Origin of the sequence: Coleofasciculus sp. B1-GNL1-01, from assembly GCF_040220235.1 — a bacterium.
GTDB lineage: Bacteria > Cyanobacteriota > Cyanobacteriia > Cyanobacteriales > Coleofasciculaceae > Coleofasciculus.
The window spans coordinates 1-17,612 of record NZ_JAVJTO010000018.1 but is presented as its reverse complement, the minus strand read 5'-3'; the positions used below and the strand labels follow the sequence as shown (position 1 = coordinate 17,612).

The window sequence follows — 17,612 nt, the reverse complement described above, 5'->3', positions numbered from 1 at the left end:
GCTGAAGAGTGAAACCGGGTTTGTCGGGGTGGGTTTAGGGAATTTTGTGCAAGCTATTGGTGATAACGTTTATTCAAAACCCGCCCTGACCGATATCTAGGGGCAAGTTTCACTACTATCATTTCTTTTTAACCCAGATGTTACTAAATTTCCCCCAACCGATGGTTCCACTATGATCATTCCACCCAACTGTGACCTAAACCGCCCCTATTTCTCTTATCTCCCCTACCCAAGCGATTTTGAGATTTCTGGGGAAACGTTCAAGTTGGGGAGTTGATTATTGCCGTTTTGCGTTTGACCGGATTTTGGCGAAACCCAATGAAGGGTATGATTGCGAATGTGCCGTTGTAATTGATGCGAGTAGCCAGGAAATCTATTCATAATCCACCCCCAAGAAATCTTCATCAATCTTACTCCCTTTATCGGGGTGAAAGGGTTAACCTTTGGCAAGGTATTCGTAAAGTTTGAGTTAATCTTTACTCCCTGACTAGATAAAAAACCACTTAAACCCTTGATAGATAAGGGTTTGCATAAATTTCCGACGCAGGTAACTTTGGAACACCTGTCAAGTAAGATGCTCCCATAAGGAAATCTCTCAAAAATAGCGTTCCGTTCCGGGAATATGACAAAGATTCGTTTTGAATAGTCTTGAAGTTCTGTATTATCGATGAGTTTTTGGTATTGTGGCTGATCAGCAAAGACTTTCCATCGGTTAAGAATATCCATTTCAGCCGCTTTTCCCCGAAATGCAATTCCGTCGAAAGAACTCCCACCACCTTGCCCTTTTACATCATTAAAACCTGCATCAGAAAACTTGATATTAAGTTGCTTGGCTAATTGCTGGCGATAGTCCACATCAATAAACCACTGATTATAATTAACCACGATTTTATTATTTTTCAAGAACTGCGTTTCTCCCAAGAATTCTTGAGCGTATGATATCCACAGTTCAACTAATGTTCTATCCGGACATTTTACCTTCATACATATATCCCTTTTTAAATCGGCTTGCCAGCATATTGAAGGGATCTCTTAAGATAATTACATCGTATTTGATTGCACTTTTGCCCAAGTACAGTTCACTTTTTTTGTCAAACTCCTTGTCAGTGATTTGCTCAAGCGCATGATCTTCATAGCTATAGATTAAACAGTCTTTTTTTGTGAAATTGCCTTTGGCTTCCTGCTTTAATTTTTCTTTGGGATAATGTTCATACAAGAAACGGTATGGATTCCGTTTTACTGGAATCTTATTCAAATGCCATACTTCACCGTGGTGTTGTTTTCTGATCCAGTTGATAATGGCATGATTTCCACTCCGTTTTAAGCCAACTACTCTAATTTCCTTTTGATTAACTATTTCTGACAGACTCACGTTGTTGGATAAGTGTCTCATGGCATCTTCGACACGGTAACCCAAATTTCGTTTCACGCAGCGAAGCCTGTTCAGTGTGTTGTCCATCTTTACTGTAGAACGGTGAATCTAACTGTGGCTGATCCATCTTAACAGACGCAAAGTCCAGTCTTTTGATGAATGGCATGGAGAAGTTCTAGGGGAAAACTGGCTGTGATGGAGTTAAGTCAGTATTATTGCCTAGGTATATAGTACGGTTAGCTTTTGATAAGCTCACCTTATAAAAAGCAGAACAAGATTCAATAGCATATCTATTGCGTTTCTGTAAAGACCTTGGTTAAAGTTATAAACAACAGAGAGAACAAACAAAACAGAGGAGAGAGATTCAGATGTACACCACAATCAACCAAGACGGACAACTGAACAACTACGCGATCGAACCCCCTGTATATTATGCGGAATATCCCAATAGTGAACAACAGCGTCGCTATGCTTTTCAAGGGGCGTGTGCTATTTTATTCGTCAATGTATTACTTCTGACAGCACTAGCTGTAAGCTAACATTCACGCCTCATCCACCTGTCGTTAACCCAAGATGATTGTATCCCAAAATTATTACGGGTAGCGCCAGCGAATAACGTTTTTTAAGTCCTCCTAACCCTTGGGATTTGGGATAACTAAAAGCCTTGCTTCGGCAGGACTAGAAGAGAGCCTCAGTTGCAAAATCCACGACTGTTACAGTCGTGGATTTTTACTGTTTATTTCAAAAGAATAGTTAAATGGGTTTCAGTTAGACTGATAAGCAATAGCTTACTGTATTGTCAATTCATTGTAATCTGACTCTGAAATAACGCTTGATGCCCTATTGCAATGCTTTAACACCAAGGTTTTAAGTTTTTTTATTCAGTAGTGTTTCATCCAACATAATCTGACAGCTTACTTCTTTCAACCTCAAGACATCATCTGGCATAAACTCATTTCACTGTTTTTGCCCAATACATCAAACCTTTATAATTACCTTTTCATTTGAGAGGTAAACAATCAACCCAAAGAGCCAACTTGATTGCCTCCAGTCTTCACACCCTTCAACCGAGAGCTGAAAGCCTCATTCTACCATCGCTCTCTGTCTCCTGATGGGCATAAACCAGCTTAAGTTGACACCAATGCACGTCGGTGCGCCCCTACGGTTCATCCAAATGACACTAAATTTAGATCGCCAAAACCATGGATATACCGTAGAGTGGGTTTCGACTTCGCAAGAATCCACCAGCCTTAATTCATGTCATCAGGAAGATCATCAGCAGACATTCCGGCTCTTTGCATTAGCTCAATCAATCGCTTGATTTGAGGAAGCGAAAACCTAATTTGCCTTTCGCCTGTTTCGTGGCGTCTGATGGTTCGGCTGGTTGTTCCTAATTCCTGAGCTAATTCTTCCTGAGTCATACTCAGACGTTGGCGTAACTGTTTGAGAGTTGCCGATTCGGGGTTGCTATTTGAGTTTTTATCGTCTACCATTCTACTTATAGGACACTTGTTCCGGTTACAGAGAACAAAAATGATGGGGAAACATTTTGGAAGTCCCTTTACTTCCAGTTTCCCTGCTTCTCTACGGCTAGTTTCTCACACAGCAAGCATACTGGGAGTTTTAAAACTCTCGGCTCATCGCTTAAGTGGCATACAATTCAGTATTTAGTCCCTAAAATCTGAATAGAGTAAGGAGGTAACGCTTAGGAAATTCTCAGGAAATTACTGGAACGTAAGGATTTAAACCTTTCACAAATAAAAGGCAAATCGCTATTTTATCAGTTTAGCGATTGCCCTTCTCAACCAATAATTACTTAAATTATAGCAATGAAACATTCTCAATGGCTTCGCCTTCAAGCAGAAGGCGATAGAGTTGTTGTGTCTCTACGAGCAGATGGGTTCAACTGCTATCAATACCCACGTCGCTTGTCTTGGCACATCAGCAAAAGTTCTGTGTGTTACAGGTTGACGTGGTTACCAGCACCAGTCTGTGAGTGGAGTTTACTACCCAATGATGGAACACCAGCGCGAGAGCAACTTTTAGCTCAAATTCATTCTATACTAATGCATCGGGGTGGCGGTCGAACAGCAGAGTCATCCCTAATCCCGAATCTAGGCTTTTGGAATCAAACCCATTATCCCTGGATGCTGGTTAGGCTGTTACCAAATGCTCAACATTATACCGTTGCTCGTTTCTACAGCCGCACGGAAGCAGAAAATCACCAGCGATTTCTAGGTAAGTGGATGCCTGGAGCTGAGTTTGAGGTCATATTTGATGCGGATTGCGGTGACTTAGACAGCAAGTAGCGGTATAAAGGGGTACAGGCAAAAGGCGCACATCGGTTTAGGTAAAGGGCGCACGTCGGTGCGCCCCTACGGTTCATCCAAATGACACTGAATTTAGATCGCCAAAACCATGGATATACCGGAAAACCTAATAGATTGGCTGTGGACTATGTGTTAGAACTAGAGGAATATCGCCTGCCCAATCGAGTCCATGGAACTGTTGCGATCGCAAAACCGAATCAATACATTAATGTCTCGCTTTGTCACTCAGATCAAGGGGGCTACAGCGATGACACGAACAGATATTAATAATGTAGCGGAAACGTTACTAATTCCTCTTTTATCTGAAGTATACGGTTATACCCATCTCCAAAATCTGAATGATACAGAAGGAAGTAACTATCCAGGAATCGACTTGGGAGATGAGACGGCAAGAGTAGCGTTTCAAATCACCGCAACATCTAACAGTGAGAAGATTAAAAAGACCCTGCGGAAGTTTATTGAGTACAAGTTGTATGAGAAGTATGACAAGCTCATTATCTATATACTAACGGGAAAGCAGCAGTCTTATTCAGGCAGGGGCTATGATGAAATCATTCAAAATAAGTTTACCTTTGACAAAGACAAAGATATTTTGGATTACCAGGATATCCTCAAAGCCGTTGCTAACCTCCAAATTGATCAAGTCTGCCGAATCGAAGCCATTTTAGAAGCAAACTTTGGCGAAGGGAGAAGACTGATTGAATGGGAGGTTGTGGATAAAGTTGAGCAAACTATCAGCGAATACACCCAGTTATTTGTAGGGCGTGAGGAAGAACGCCATAAATTAGCCATATTTTTGCATGCAAGAAAACTCCAGCGGTTTATTCCTGGTAACAGCTCCCGCAGGTTTTGGTAAAACGGCACTGCTGGCTAACTGGGTCAAAGAATGGCGGAACAAAGATTGTGATATTGCTTGCCATTTTTTCAATGAGAGAACTCGTTCTGTCGAAAGTGCTTATCGGAATCTGATCCGACAGATTGATACTGATAACGAGTTTGCTTATGATCTATCATCTAACAATAAAGATAACTTACGTCAAATGGTCTATAACTGCTTAAGAGCAGGGAGACGAACAGAAAAGCCTTTGATTATTGTAATCGATGGCTTAGATGAAGCCGGGGAAACTTTTCTTCCTCCTTTTCCCAATCCTTTGCCAGAAAATGTATTTGTAATCGCTTCAGCGAGAGCCGAGGAAAAACAAGAGCAAAAATACTTGGAAGGCTGGACGGATAACGGCAAATCGTTACATCTTGAGCGTTTGTCTAAGAGTGCGATCGCGCAATGGTTACGAGAAGCGGGTAATGATGAATTAGCAGGATTTGCAGACGATACAAGCTTAGTTGATCAACTCGATAAAATCACTCAAGGCTTTCCACTTTACCTTAGCTGTCTGATTGATGAATTACTTCATAATGCGCCAAAGCAGAGACAGGATGTGCAGGAATTATTGGCACAGACACCTAAAACTTTTGAGGAGTATGTGCAGCAACAGATAAAACGTTTAGATGAACTCGACTTACCAGACGAACGGTGGCAGTTTTTTGCACTATTGGCAGTAGCGAAAGGCGCACTAACCAAAGAGGATATTAAAGCCGTGACAAAAATGCGCGATCGCCAATTACGGCAGATGCATTTATGTTGGCAGGTAACGCGCTGGATGAGAATTACAACAGACAATGTTTATGCTTTTGCCCACCCATTATTGGGAACAACGTTTGCTGCACAATTAGGTGATGAGGCTGAGGATGCTTTACAGACTTTGATTGACTATTGTAGCCATTGGCAAGAACATCAAAGTCATTACGCTTTGCGGTATTATCCAGAACATTTACGGGAGGAAAAACGGTGGGAAGAATTGTATGCGATCGCACGGAATCCAGACTTTGCAGCTATCCAAGACAAACAATTACCCAATGAACCAGATTTGCTTTTGAAGACAGTGCAAATTGCTTTATTAGGTGCTGCTGATCAGGATGATGCGGGTGGAATGGCAGAGTTTATACTGCTACACGCACAGCGACTGAAGCAAATAACCGTGCAAGATTCACCGTTGGAGGCGTTGCGGAAAGGCAGTCTACAAAGGGCATGGAACCTAGCAGATCAATTTGAGATTGAACGCTGTATCCTCTGGTATCTACTCTTAGCCTGGGAGTTAAAGGATGAGAATAGATTAAATGATGCACGAGAGACATTAGAGCAGTTGCATCAGAAGGATTTGCCGCGTTTTTCAACAAATTGGAATATTAGTTGGCAAGGTGATTATGCTGCCTACATTATGGCTTATATTTTTGATATTAATAAGGATACCACTACCGCTCTAATTCAGCAGCTTTTCGAGAATGATCACCGTCGTATTCTATGCAAAGCTCTCACCGAACATGGGAACTTTGATGATGCTCTTGAAACGGCAGATATGATTAATCAAGTGTTGGATCGAGTGTGGCATCTAGAAGGCATAGCGAAGGCGCAAGCAGCAATAGGGCAGAGGAATGCATCACGCTCCACCTTTGGTAAAGCTCTTGAGATTATACACAAAGTTGCCCCCCATATATTGTGGGTAGATGAGATGGTAAGCATAGCAGAAGCACAAGTCGAAGCACTAGAAGATGTAGACGCCGCACGTAATACTTTAGAAAATGCTCGTGCTATGCTACAGAATGTCGTTACTCTTGCCAAAAAGCAGCCACGGGATATTGAAGATAAAGAAAACCAGAAAGAGTATTTTCTACAAATAGAAAGGTTAAAAGCTGATATAAATCAATTAATTAATGATACATTGAATTACGCGAAAACATACAAAAATAAAGCCAGAAATAGTAAAAATAAAAATAATTCGACAATAAAGCATCATAGTTCTTTAGGCATAGCCTATACATACGCTAAGGCAGAAAACTTTACTGCTATGCTGGAAGCCCTGGAACAAATAGAAGGTCTGGTACTAGAAAAAGCTTTAGCTTCTATAGCCAATACACTGGCAGAAGAAAGGTTAACTAAAACAGCAAGAGTGACTTTTGCCAAGGCTCTCCAAATTCTTCACCAAGAAGCTGAAACGCCATTTCTCCAAAGTTTAGCACTATCTGATGTAGTAGATGTACAGGTTTCAACTGAGCAGAACGACGCAGGAAGGAATACCATCAGCCTTGCTCATCAGATTGCCAAAAAAATTAATAATCCAGCCAAACAAGTAATTGCCATGGCGCGAATAGCCAAGGGACTATTTAATATAGGAAGTAGGAAAGACGCCAGAGTGATTTTTGATAGTTTTCCTGATATAGTCAAAACTATTAAAATTCAAGCAGAACGTGTAAATAGCTTCAATTTCATAGCTAATATACAAGTTACGATACAAGAATTTACGGCAGCTTTGAATACGGCACAGCGAATTGAATTTCCAGAGGATAAAGCAAAAAGTTTAGGAGTTAGTGAATTTACACGAATACACGGTAATCAGCGAGATAAGTATTTCTCGAAAATAGCAAGAGCAGAGGCTCAAATAGGATTAATTTCTCATGCACTGAAAACTACAGACGATATTGAAGACAACTTGGATCGGTTGATAGCCCTTTCTTGGATTGCCTTGGCTCAGTTTGAGCAAGGAAAACAAGAAGAAGTATTGAAGACTCTCACTGTTGCCCTTCAGACTAAAGACAAGATAACAGAGGATAAACAAAAACTTATAAAAGCGCTCAAGACGATTGCAGGGATACAGGTAATGGCAGGCAAGGGAGAAGACGCAGTGAAGACAGCAGAGAAGATACTTACAGAGCGTAACTTGTACCTACCGGGAATTGCTTCCTGGCTAGTCAAAACAGGCGACAAGGAAAACTTTAAACCCTTATTAATCCCCTGCGCTTACAATGTTGAAACTGCCTATCAAATGTGCGGATTAATAGCGCGACTCTATCCTGAACAAGCCGAATCAGTTGCAAAAGCCGTTACTGATTTGAATTAATTTGATTATGATAATTGAGAGCGATGGCTACGCAGACAGTTTATAATTCCCAGATAGAGCAATAAACCAATTGAGTAATCAAATCGAAATTACTTAAGCGGTAACCCCTTACCCATACCCGCGATCGCACAAATTCTTAATCAATAAAACTCAACTCGTTTGTTTACGTCTCATTCGCCTCTTCACCTGCACTCGGTTCTGAGTTCTCCAATTCCAACCCCTCCTCCGTAACATATTGATTCGCCACAGATTCAAATGCCTCTAAGGATTGAGTTGTCACCGCCTGAACCAGAAGAGTATTTAGCACCTCAAGATTCTCTATCTTCCCAATTAATGTTCTCAATTCCTGCGGAATATTTTCAAACCTAACCTCAAGAATACGAATAATTGCTCCTTGTTGTCCCTTCCTGATTCCGATTCGCTCAATACTGGTAATATAAGGCATTTTTCTCTCCTCTTCTAACGTTTGTATCTCTTGCCACAATCGATCCTCTTCTCTTTTTGGTAGAGCAATAAACCAATCAATTAATCGAAATAATTGAACGATATCCTATCGCCCATACCCCCGCTCATATAAACTCTTAATCAAAGACAGCTTGCTTTCATATCCCACCCCAACATCTTTCCCGGCAACTTGAGCAGAAATTGACTTATTTTTATTACCCGAATAGCACTGAAAATTTGCATGAAAAAATTGCCGAAACCTTTAATATACCGTAGGGTGGGTTGAGCGAAGTCGAAACCCACCCACCAAATCCACGTCATCAGGGAAATCATCAGCCGACATTCCGGCTCTTTGCATTAGCTCAATCCTCAATCTGACAGCTTAAGAAGAATGTCGCTGACTTAAACTGGTTTCGTAGTAGGCATGAAGCGTGCCAGAAGCGAAGACAGTGCTGACTACAAACTCTAAATTCAGGGGAGCATCCCAATTTGGCGCGTTAGCTCTTTTTAGGGGGCTGAAACCCTTAAAATATCGTTGCTTTGGGGAACGGTGTTTCCAAAATGGGATGCTCCAAAATTCAGTGCCATTCTTAAATTAGTGCTGCGGCTAATTTGAAAAATACTCGACTATACGATAAGATTGGTGTTAGATGACAAGGTGCCCCGAACTGCACGGGGATGTATAGCGCGGTTGAGATACCGTGCGCCTATCAAATACTTCCTTTAATTAAGGTAGAGTCTTATTGATCAAGACTCTGCCAGCGCTGAATCCACGACTATCACAGTCGTGGATTCGCCTTTAGAATCACAACTCCTTGGAGCGGTTATCAAACTGTATTTATTTACGGGGAATTTTAGATAGATTAAGTTTAGGTATTAATAGATTGAATGCTGCTTGCAATTCTGAACTAGCACTTGCTGTAGACTCTTTGGATTTACGGTCAATCAAGTAGGTTACATAATCAGCTAGCTGCAACCCGGTATAAAATTCTGAAAACCCAAATACAGGAAGTTCCACAAAACTAGAAGGTTCTTTTCGAGCATTGACCCAATCTCTATAAGCCCTGATCAATCGCCCATCTTGAACAGCCGTGTGCTGAGTTGAACGCGAATCCATAAAAAGTATTCCTGTTTCGTTAGATTGCTTTAGAAAAGCATCTATTTTTTCTAGCAATTCCCTGAAAGAAAACTGATATAAATCTGTGTCATCTTTGATAGATTCACCACTGTCGCGGAGTCCTCTCTTGTCAACCTGAATAGCCAAAATATGGCAAGGTAACTGACTTAGGATTTCTGAGACTTGCAAGAACACCTGCATACGGTATTCGCGTTTAACTTTCTTGAACTTACCTAACCCTTGCCAAATATCACGACCCTTTAGCTCCCAGTTTTCTAACTGACTACCGCTGAGTATACCTTTCTTGAATGATAAAATGATGCTATCCATTTGAAACCAGTTCTGGGCAGGAATAGCGAAGCTCACCAAAAAGAAAAAATTCGTTTGTGTATCTTTCCAGCCAGTACCACCCTCATCAATGTAAAACAAAATCATTTGGCGTTATAGTAGTTATGGGAACATCAACGCTAAATCTTAGCGGTTATTGACCCTTTTGTTTAGATGAAGCGAAATGAACCCCCTTTGACCACGGCGATTAAAATCGCTGCTACAAAAACAAAGTCCGCCGATGCTTCGGCAAACTTCGTTAACGTGGACTGAGTTGTAACAGGGGTAGCTAACCCGAATTTGGTATTACTGAATTACGTGAAAGTATTGATACTTCTCCGAGTAATCACCAATAATAAGGGATTGAACTGGTCAACGCATTGGAAGAATAAGCCCAATTTTCCAATCCACGGAAGGTAAAAATTAAGGCTTATCCTAAACAACTCGGTTGATTTGCAGAGATGCAAGTTCAAATGCTTTAGGTTTTAAATGTCTCATCAGTAGTTTGTTTCGTTCTCTCCTACGATTTATTATCCATTTGATATCTTGTAATGCTTCAGTAGCTGACGGATAGCGTTGCCCGGATTGAGGACAAACCATTGTATCTAAAACTTCCGCTAACTCTGGACTTACAAACACCTTATCGCGCCAAATAATTTCATGTGTATAAATATTTTTCAGTTCTTCCGGATGATAGCCAGTTAGAGCTTGAATACCAATCATCCCCACAGCATAGATGTCACTGCTTAATTGGGGAAAACCATTAGCTTGTTCAGAGGGTAAATATCCTGGAGTACCAACTCCCATCGTTAAGTTGGCTGGACTGTAATTAGATCGGAAAAATATTTCTTTGATTAAGCCAAAGTCAATCAAAACAATCTTTCCATCTGTGTGACGCCTCATGATATTTTGAGGTTTAATGTCTCGATGAATGATTCTATGCCTATGGACAACCTCTAAAACTTCTAAAATTTCCTGTAATAGGGTAAGCACCTCAGTTTCAGTTAATTGCCTCCCAATGCTGAGTTCTTGGCTCAGATCATGCCCTTCAATGAATTCTTGAACAAGATAGAACTCCTCATTTTCCATAAAGGAATCGAACAACTGTGGAATTTGAGGGTGGTTTCCCAATAGAGCGAGAGCTGCCGCTTCCCTGCGGAACCACTCTGAAATTTTGTCTAGATGAATTCTTCGATTCTCTACTGAAGGTTTGAGTTGTTTAACAACACGCCAAGGAGAGTCACGATAACACAACAGGTCTTGAGCTAGATAAGTTTTGCTGAAGCCTCCACTTGGTAGACTGCCTATAATGTGGTAGCGTTGCTTAATCATGAGATTGCGTTGATTAACTATTGGTCTTGTTGGTATTGGTCTGAGCATAAAATTAGTGGGTGCTGATGTTCTCTTGATGGCTGAAACTACAGAGGCTAAGACTATAAAATAAGTTTTTGCACTGTACCTTGCGGAATAACAGCCAACCAATTAGTACAATAGTACCCTATTGGTTGAAAAACTGACAGACTAGAAGACACATAGACAACAACCGCTAAAATCGAACAAGAGTCCTAGTCACTCAAACACTAACCATGACCACAGATTCGGCCGTAGATTTCCAAGACGCTTTTGATGTCATCGTTGTCGGTGCTGGACATTCTGGCTGCGAAGCCGCACTCGCCGCCGCCCGTCTGGGATGTCGCACCCTCCTGCTTACGCTGAACTTAGATAAAATTGCTTGGCAACCCTGTAATCCAGCTGTGGGTGCGCCAGCTAAATCCCAACTTGCCCACGAGGTAGACGCCTTGGGGGGAGAAATTGGTAAGATGGCAGACCGGACTTATCTCCAGAAGCGGGTATTAAATCAGTCGCGGGGACCTGCGGTTTGGGCGTTACGGGCGCAAACTGATAAGCGGGAATATGCGGCAGTGATGAAACGGATTGTCGAGAACCAAGAGAATTTGGTCATCCGCGAAGGGATGGTGACGGATTTAGTTCTGGGTGCGAATGATGAGGTTATCGGTGTTGAGACCTATTTTGGTGTAGCATTTGCTGCCCCTGCGGTAGTATTAACCACGGGAACGTTCCTGGGTGGATGTATCTGGGTGGGGAATAAATCAATGCCTGCTGGACGCGCTGGGGAATTTGCGGCGGTGGGATTGACGGAAACCCTGAATAAATTGGGATTTGAAACCGGACGTCTGAAAACAGGAACCCCGGCGCGAGTGGATAAGCGATCCGTGGATTACAGTAAGATGGAACCCCAACCTGGGGATGAGGTGGTGTCTTGGTTCAGCTTTGACCCAGAGGTGTGGGTGGAACGGGAACAGATGAATTGTTATATTACCCGTACCACGGCAGAAACGCATCGGTTGATTCGGGATAATCTACATCTGTCTCCGGTTTATGGGGGTTGGGTGGATGCAAAGGGACCTCGTTATTGTCCCAGTATTGAAGATAAAATTGTCCGGTTTGCCGATAAGCAAAGCCATCAGATCTTTATTGAACCGGAAGGGCGAGAGATTCCGGAACTCTATATCCAGGGATTTTCGACGGGATTACCAGAGAAGCTACAGTTGCAAATGCTGCGATCGCTCCCTGGATTAGAACAGTGTACCATGCTACGTCCGGCGTATGCGGTGGAGTATGATTATCTACCCGCAACTCAGTGTTTCCCCACATTAATGACCAAAAAAATCGAGGGATTATTCTGCGCTGGACAAATTAATGGGACGACGGGATATGAAGAAGCCGCCGCCCAGGGGATTGTGGCGGGAATTAATGCAGTACGCTATGTGCGACATCAAGAGATGTTGGTGTTCCCCCGTGAGGAAAGCTATATCGGGACATTAATTGATGATTTATGTACCAAAGATTTGCGAGAACCCTACCGGATGCTAACCAGCCGTTCTGAGTATCGGTTACTCCTGCGTTCAGATAACGCCGATCGCCGTCTGACTCCTTTGGGACGAGACATTGGCTTAATTGATGACCGCCGTTGGCAACTTTATACGGAAAAACAAGCCAATATTGCGGCGGAGAAGGAACGACTCCAGACAGTACGGATTAAGGAACATGACGAATTAGGTGTTGCGATCGCGTCGGATACTCAGCAACGGATTAAGGGTTCGATTACTCTAGCTGAATTGCTGCGTCGTCCCAAATTCCACTACGTCAATCTGGATCATTACGGATTAGGTAACCCCAGTCTCAATCAAGTTGAACGAGACGGCGCGGAAATCGATATCAAATATGCGGGATATCTGCAACGCCAGCAAAATCAGATTGATCAAGTGTCCCGTCAAAGCCAGCGACGATTACCCGTGGATCTAGATTATGATGCGATTGAAACCCTATCCAAGGAATCTCGCGAGAAACTCTCCCAGGTTCAACCCCTGACAATTGGTCAAGCGTCTCGCATTGGTGGGGTGAACCCGGCGGATATTAATGCTTTGCTGGTGTATTTGGAAGTGCGATCGCGCCAATCAGCACATCCTTCAAAGCCCCCAATACCAACAGCATCAGGAATCTCTGGGTAATTGACTAGATCCCCGAATGTAGAGACGTTGCATGCAACGTCTCTACAATGATGCCGAACGTCCTAATCGATGTGTCTATTGCTATATAATGCCAGAATTGGTATTATTCCACCTGATGTCCAACAGAAGTAATGACTTGTTTAATTGACTCCTGAGACGCCTCAGTTTCCACACTAACCGTCTTATTTGCCACATCAACATCGACTTTCGCTTCAGGTTCGTGGGTACGAATCCCTTCGCTAATGGTTTTGGCGCAACCATCACAGGCGATACTCGGAACGTTGAATTTCATTGCTGCCATCGTGTAGATTTCACTCCAGGTTTTTATTCAATCTATCATTATAGCGAAGTGCTGCTTTTTGTTTTTCACTCTAAAGTATGAATTTTTCAAAAAGCTTAGGCGGACAAATTTCATTTATTTCCATGCAATCTTTTTGGGTGATTTATATCTTTTATGAAAAAATAATGCCTGACAAGATTTACGATAATTGACGTAGTATTTTTTACGCTTATTCTCGTATATATTTGTAAACAAAATACCCTTCAACTGTGTAAATATATTAAATGAAACCGTTCGTCCCACATCAATTATGCCAAGACTTTCTGCCTTATTCACCCGTCCTCAAGTGAACTCATCTGGAGAGGATTTGGGAAAGAAAATTAACTCTATTACAAAATCATCCAAATTGCAGCAAATTTTTTCCCAGAATGATATTGAGGAAGCGTTAACCGAGCGTAAATTTCTGGAAAAATGGATTGAGGACAATCAAACAGAAGTCAACAATGCCTTACAAACTATACAATTGTCAATGAATAATCTATTCGTTGCTATAGGCTTTATCAATTCCATCGAGGCAACCCTGAGAAAAGCTGTCATTATTGCTTTTTTGCGAGATCAAAATGTGTAAAAGTGATATCATACCAAGTTGCATTCAAAGATATAACTTTCCCTTCCCCTGCTTCCAGACGTGCCATGGCACGTCTCTACATTGCTTTCCCTGCTTTTCCTATGTCCTAACCTTAGAGCCTAGTGCTATAGACAAAATTAAACTTAATTGAGATGGGGAAACAGGGAACAGTGAGAACCCTCCTGCCTTCTGCCATATATTCCTGATACTCTGTCAAATTCCTGTCAAAGGAAAAAGAGAGAGTAATGGAATGTACCATGAGCGATCCGTATTTACTAGCAGCCAGTCTGCTTACCGTAGGTCCCGTATCTGCGCCCCCACCACCGCCACTGGTTCCCAATCTGTTCGAGAATTTGTCGGCTTTATTGGCTTCTGCTAAAGCTGATCAATCGCACTCCGTCGTCACTCAACCGATTATCCCTGGGGTGGAAATCCCTGGTGTTGAGTTTAGCTCCTCGGTTAGTAGTAGCCACTTTAGTGCCACCAGCGCTTTAGCGCTGACTACTAACTCTATTTCCCCTAAACCTCAATCCCCGGTTGTCTCACCTAAATCGGGAACCCAACTCTATTACCAACGATTAGCCGCCTTAAATAGAGGTCAAACCTACACCCGCCTCCCGGCTCATAGTTTCCAGTCGGTTTGGGGTAAAGCGACACTGGCTAAACCCACTCATACGCAATGGAAACAGCTACTTGCAGAAGAAGCGAAAGCGATGGCGAGGGGACAGGGGAATAATCGTCTGTCTATTTTAGTGGGCGATTCCTTGAGTCTTTGGTTTCCTACAGCCAACCTACCTAGTGGTCAATTTTGGCTGAATCAGGGGATTTCTGGGGAAAACTCTCGCCAAATTTTAGAACGACTCTCGGCTTTTTCCCAAACCCGACCCGATACAATCTATGTCATGGCTGGCACCAATGACTTGCGTCAGGGGGTTCGCGATCGCGTGATTCTCGATAATACCCGCCAAATTATCCAACGCTTACGCCAAAACCATCCGCAAGCCCAAATTATTGTTCAGTCTATTTTACCCACACGATTAAGCGCTATTCCAAGCGATCGCATCCGCAACCTGAATCAACAAATCGCCGCGATCGCACAGCAAGAAGGTGCAGGCTATCTTAACCTGCACCGTTTGTTTGTGAATAATCAGGGTCAAATGCAACGGGAGTTAACTACTGATGGGATTCATCTCGCCAGACGCGGCTATGCTGTGTGGCAAGAGGCTTTAAACTATGCCGATGCTTTAATTTTGGCGAGTCGTTAATTATTTGTCTTATGTCTTATGTCAAATAACACTCAGTCGGGGCGGGTTTAGTTACATCTAGGGTGAGATCAGAAACGATAGTTGTGAAACCCGCCCCTACCAAATCGGTTATCTGAACGAAGTGAAGGGTCAACACTCAACACTTATACTAAACCGCCTGTCGAGACGCTAGCTTTTCCAAGGTAGCTTGGGTTTGCTGTAACAACTGCTCTCGGCTATCTACAGCCTTGGTGAGAGTCGGGACTAAATTCCGGGCTTGTAACGCCATGTGTAGCTGAAGCTGAGCCACGTACTCACTAATATCTTCATGAACAAAGTCGTTGGGGGTTTGAGCAGAATGCAAATCCAAAATGTCCTCCTTTCCTAAGGCTGTGCTTTTCGTCAACACCTCATTGAAGGTATCATGCCTATGGCAATCGGCTCTCACTCTGTAATAAAACTGCAATAAAGTTTAAAGATTTAGGGGTTAAATGTTAAGTAATATAAACAACTCCACCGAAATATGGAAATTTTGAGCATCCTCCTATCGGCGTTACTCACGCTGGGTTCCCCTCCGGGCTTAATCATCGATCGCGTGGTGGAAAATGTCCTAAGTTCTCAATTGGAGAGAGTTGAACAGCTTGATGTGCGGATTGACAATACGCCGAACTACCGAGCTTTGCAAGGGAAACTCGAACAAGTCCGGATTGCGGGTCGAGGATTATGGTTGACGCCAGACATTCGGATTGATGTTCTGGAGGTAGAAACTGATCCGATTAATCTGGATATCAACCGTCTAAGACAGGAGGGTCAAACGTCGCCCTTAGCCTCGTTACGTCAACCGTTACAAGCAGGGGTGCGTCTGGTTTTAACCGAATCGGATCTCAACCAGATGCTTCAGTCTCCTAGAGTTGCCGCAAGGTTACAACAACTCGGTAGTCGTCTCTCCAGAGATACCGCACAGCGTTACCAGTTTCTCAATCCTCGATTAGAGTTGCTGGGAAATAATCGCCTGCGTTTCCAAGTGGATGCGGTGGAAGGAAATCGTCAATCCCTAGCCATTGTGGTGGAATCTGGATTGGGGATTGAAGCCGGACATCGCTTGCAACTGATTGAACCCAGAGTAACCGTTGATGGTCAAGCGCTACCGTCTCGCTTGGTTGAAGGCTTCGCCAAGGGAATAAGCGATCGCGCCAATCTCCGTAGCTTGGAAGATGCTGGGATTACGGTCAGACTCTTACAATTAGAGATAGATAATCAGGATCTACAGGTAGCCGCATTTGTTCGAGCTGATGTACCGCCAGGAGACTAGGGTGTCGGTTCAGTCAGAGCAGTTGGTGGTCTATGTAGGGGCGGGTTTTACCGCTAACTTATGGCAAAAACGGATAACGTAACGAAACCTGTCCTACTAGGTCAAAAGTCAAAAACTAGAAAAATTATCACATTTTTTTCTAATCCTACAAAACATTGAACGATTGGAAAGGTAATAACTATGCAAAATCCACAAGATACACGTCGTATTCCCACAAGTTTGGTCGCTGGTGTTTCCGTGGCGATGTTAGCCGCTGCTGGTGGAGGCGCTTGGTGGGCTTGGAATACGATTACCGCCTCACCTCCCCAATCCGAAGTGCCTACCCTCTCCCAGTCGCCCCAAGACACGCCGCCAGCGACTGAACAAAAGGTTCAAGTCTATTGGGTTGATGCTGTCAATAATCAAATTGAATTGGTTCCCAGTTCCATTACCGTCGAAAATGCTGATAATCCATCTGAAGTGTTAGAGATGGCATTCCAGCAATTATTGTCTGGACCTGAGCAGCAAGCGGTAGCCTCGGCAATTCCCGAAGGAACTGAGCTACGGAATCTTTCTATCAAATCTGATGGAGTGCATCTAGATCTATCGGAAGACTTTACTACAGGGGGTGGCAGTGCTTCGATGCAAAGCCGCCTTGGACAAATTATCTATACAGCCACCAGCTTAGAGCCGGATGCTCAAGTCTGGATTGATGTGGAAGGAAAACCCCTGGAAGTCTTAGGAGGTGAAGGGTTGATCGTCGATCAACCGATGACTCGCCAAAACTTTGAAACAAACTTTCAACTTTAAGGTCAAGCAACCATGATTAAAGTTTAGCCTGAGGACAAGGAAACAGGGAACGGGGAACGGGGAACAGTAAGGTTTTGACGCTTGTTAACATTCCTGAGTACAGTGAACAGAATTTAGGGTCTGCTGAATAACTCTTGTGGTGGGGAGAGGCAATAGGCAATAGGCAACACCTCGGCTTACCTCGACTCCGCTCGGTAACACGCTCGGTGTTTCATGGGCAATGGTTTCAACCCTCTGTCGAGGGAAAATTCGGCGCTGAGGTTGGCAAAAATTCCAGGATGCA

Annotated in this window: 19 protein-coding genes; 10 read left to right on the top strand and 9 right to left on the bottom strand. The window is 43.1% G+C overall.

The genetic code is table 11. The annotated features are described in order from the left end of the window. Positions 1-225: 225 nt before the first annotated feature. Both RID53_RS04215 and RID53_RS04210 read right to left on the bottom strand, forming a co-directional pair. Entirely contained in the window at positions 226-903 is a 678-nt protein-coding gene (locus RID53_RS04215) for a hypothetical protein (RefSeq protein WP_446386927.1), read from the bottom strand. Positions 904-961: 58 nt separating this feature from the next. Further along, positions 962-1,429 (bottom strand): hypothetical protein, encoded by a 468-nt coding sequence (locus RID53_RS04210; protein ID WP_446386926.1) that lies wholly within the window; start codon positions 1,427-1,429, stop codon positions 962-964. Positions 1,430-1,740: 311 nt separating this feature from the next. On the opposite strand from RID53_RS04210, the gene psb34 reads away from it, so the two are divergent. Then, positions 1,741-1,911: a photosystem II assembly protein Psb34 gene (gene psb34, locus RID53_RS04205; protein ID WP_446386925.1), complete on the top strand. Its 171-nt coding sequence runs from the start codon at positions 1,741-1,743 to the stop codon at positions 1,909-1,911. 711 nt (positions 1,912-2,622) lie between these two features. On the opposite strand, the gene RID53_RS04200 is transcribed toward psb34, so the two are convergent. Next, positions 2,623-2,865: a helix-turn-helix domain-containing protein gene (locus tag RID53_RS04200; protein ID WP_446386924.1), complete on the bottom strand. Its 243-nt coding sequence runs from the start codon at positions 2,863-2,865 to the stop codon at positions 2,623-2,625. A 336-nt stretch (positions 2,866-3,201) separates the two neighbouring features. Here RID53_RS04200 and RID53_RS04195 point away from each other — a divergent pair, with 336 nt between their 5' ends. The 4 genes from RID53_RS04195 (at position 3,202) to RID53_RS04180 (ending at position 7,655) form a co-directional block, all read left to right on the top strand. Beyond that, a complete protein-coding gene (locus RID53_RS04195) occupies positions 3,202-3,681 on the top strand; it encodes a hypothetical protein (RefSeq protein ID WP_446386923.1) in 480 nt (159 codons plus the stop codon). An 81-nt stretch (positions 3,682-3,762) separates the two neighbouring features. Continuing rightward, positions 3,763-3,969, top strand: a complete 207-nt coding sequence (locus tag RID53_RS04190; protein ID WP_446386922.1) for a hypothetical protein — start codon at positions 3,763-3,765, stop codon at positions 3,967-3,969. After that, positions 3,950-4,558, top strand: a complete 609-nt coding sequence (locus RID53_RS04185; protein ID WP_446386921.1) for an SMEK domain-containing protein — start codon at positions 3,950-3,952, stop codon at positions 4,556-4,558. The genes RID53_RS04190 and RID53_RS04185 overlap by 20 nt, the downstream gene beginning before the upstream one ends. Then, positions 4,503-7,655 (top strand): hypothetical protein, encoded by a 3,153-nt coding sequence (locus RID53_RS04180; protein ID WP_446386920.1) that lies wholly within the window; start codon positions 4,503-4,505, stop codon positions 7,653-7,655. The genes RID53_RS04185 and RID53_RS04180 overlap by 56 nt, the downstream gene beginning before the upstream one ends. A gap of 163 nt (positions 7,656-7,818) precedes the next feature. Here RID53_RS04180 and RID53_RS04175 read toward each other — a convergent pair whose 3' ends face one another. The 3 genes from RID53_RS04175 to RID53_RS04165 all read right to left on the bottom strand — a co-directional run bounded on the left by RID53_RS04175 (position 7,819) and on the right by RID53_RS04165 (position 10,875). After that, positions 7,819-8,100, bottom strand: coding sequence for a hypothetical protein (locus RID53_RS04175; protein WP_446386919.1), 282 nt, complete (start codon positions 8,098-8,100; stop codon positions 7,819-7,821). Positions 8,101-8,937: 837 nt separating this feature from the next. After that, positions 8,938-9,651 carry a DUF3800 domain-containing protein gene (locus RID53_RS04170; RefSeq protein ID WP_446386918.1) on the bottom strand — a complete coding sequence of 238 codons (714 nt, stop codon included), beginning with the start codon at positions 9,649-9,651 and terminating at the stop codon, positions 8,938-8,940. 327 nt (positions 9,652-9,978) lie between these two features. Then, on the bottom strand, positions 9,979-10,875 hold the full coding sequence (locus tag RID53_RS04165) for a protein kinase domain-containing protein (protein ID WP_446386917.1): 897 nt from the start codon (positions 10,873-10,875) through the stop codon (positions 9,979-9,981). Positions 10,876-11,129: 254 nt separating this feature from the next. Here RID53_RS04165 and mnmG point away from each other — a divergent pair, with 254 nt between their 5' ends. Next, positions 11,130-13,076: a tRNA uridine-5-carboxymethylaminomethyl(34) synthesis enzyme MnmG gene (gene mnmG / locus RID53_RS04160; RefSeq protein ID WP_446386916.1), complete on the top strand. Its 1,947-nt coding sequence runs from the start codon at positions 11,130-11,132 to the stop codon at positions 13,074-13,076. A 103-nt stretch (positions 13,077-13,179) separates the two neighbouring features. On the opposite strand, the gene RID53_RS04155 is transcribed toward mnmG, so the two are convergent. Continuing rightward, positions 13,180-13,368 (bottom strand): heavy-metal-associated domain-containing protein, encoded by a 189-nt coding sequence (locus RID53_RS04155; RefSeq protein ID WP_446386942.1) that lies wholly within the window; start codon positions 13,366-13,368, stop codon positions 13,180-13,182. A gap of 298 nt (positions 13,369-13,666) precedes the next feature. Between RID53_RS04155 and RID53_RS04150 the strand changes: the two genes are divergently transcribed. Beyond that, a complete protein-coding gene (locus RID53_RS04150) occupies positions 13,667-13,984 on the top strand; it encodes a hypothetical protein (RefSeq protein ID WP_446386915.1) in 318 nt (105 codons plus the stop codon). 257 nt (positions 13,985-14,241) lie between these two features. Beyond that, positions 14,242-15,249, top strand: coding sequence for a GDSL-type esterase/lipase family protein (locus RID53_RS04145; protein ID WP_446386914.1), 1,008 nt, complete (start codon positions 14,242-14,244; stop codon positions 15,247-15,249). 148 nt (positions 15,250-15,397) lie between these two features. On the opposite strand, the gene RID53_RS04140 is transcribed toward RID53_RS04145, so the two are convergent. Continuing rightward, entirely contained in the window at positions 15,398-15,598 is a 201-nt protein-coding gene (locus RID53_RS04140) for a hypothetical protein (RefSeq protein ID WP_446386913.1), read from the bottom strand. 153 nt (positions 15,599-15,751) lie between these two features. Between RID53_RS04140 and RID53_RS04135 the strand changes: the two genes are divergently transcribed. Continuing rightward, positions 15,752-16,540 (top strand): LmeA family phospholipid-binding protein, encoded by a 789-nt coding sequence (locus RID53_RS04135; protein ID WP_446386912.1) that lies wholly within the window; start codon positions 15,752-15,754, stop codon positions 16,538-16,540. A 180-nt stretch (positions 16,541-16,720) separates the two neighbouring features. Beyond that, the gene (locus RID53_RS04130; protein ID WP_446386911.1) at positions 16,721-17,329 is read left to right on the top strand and encodes a GerMN domain-containing protein; all 609 of its coding nucleotides are present in this window, start codon (positions 16,721-16,723) and stop codon (positions 17,327-17,329) included. Between the two features lie 84 nt (positions 17,330-17,413). Here the strand turns inward: RID53_RS04130 and RID53_RS04125 are convergent. Beyond that, positions 17,414-17,612: hypothetical protein (locus RID53_RS04125; protein WP_446386910.1), on the bottom strand; the 199-nt coding region annotated here is incomplete at its 5' end.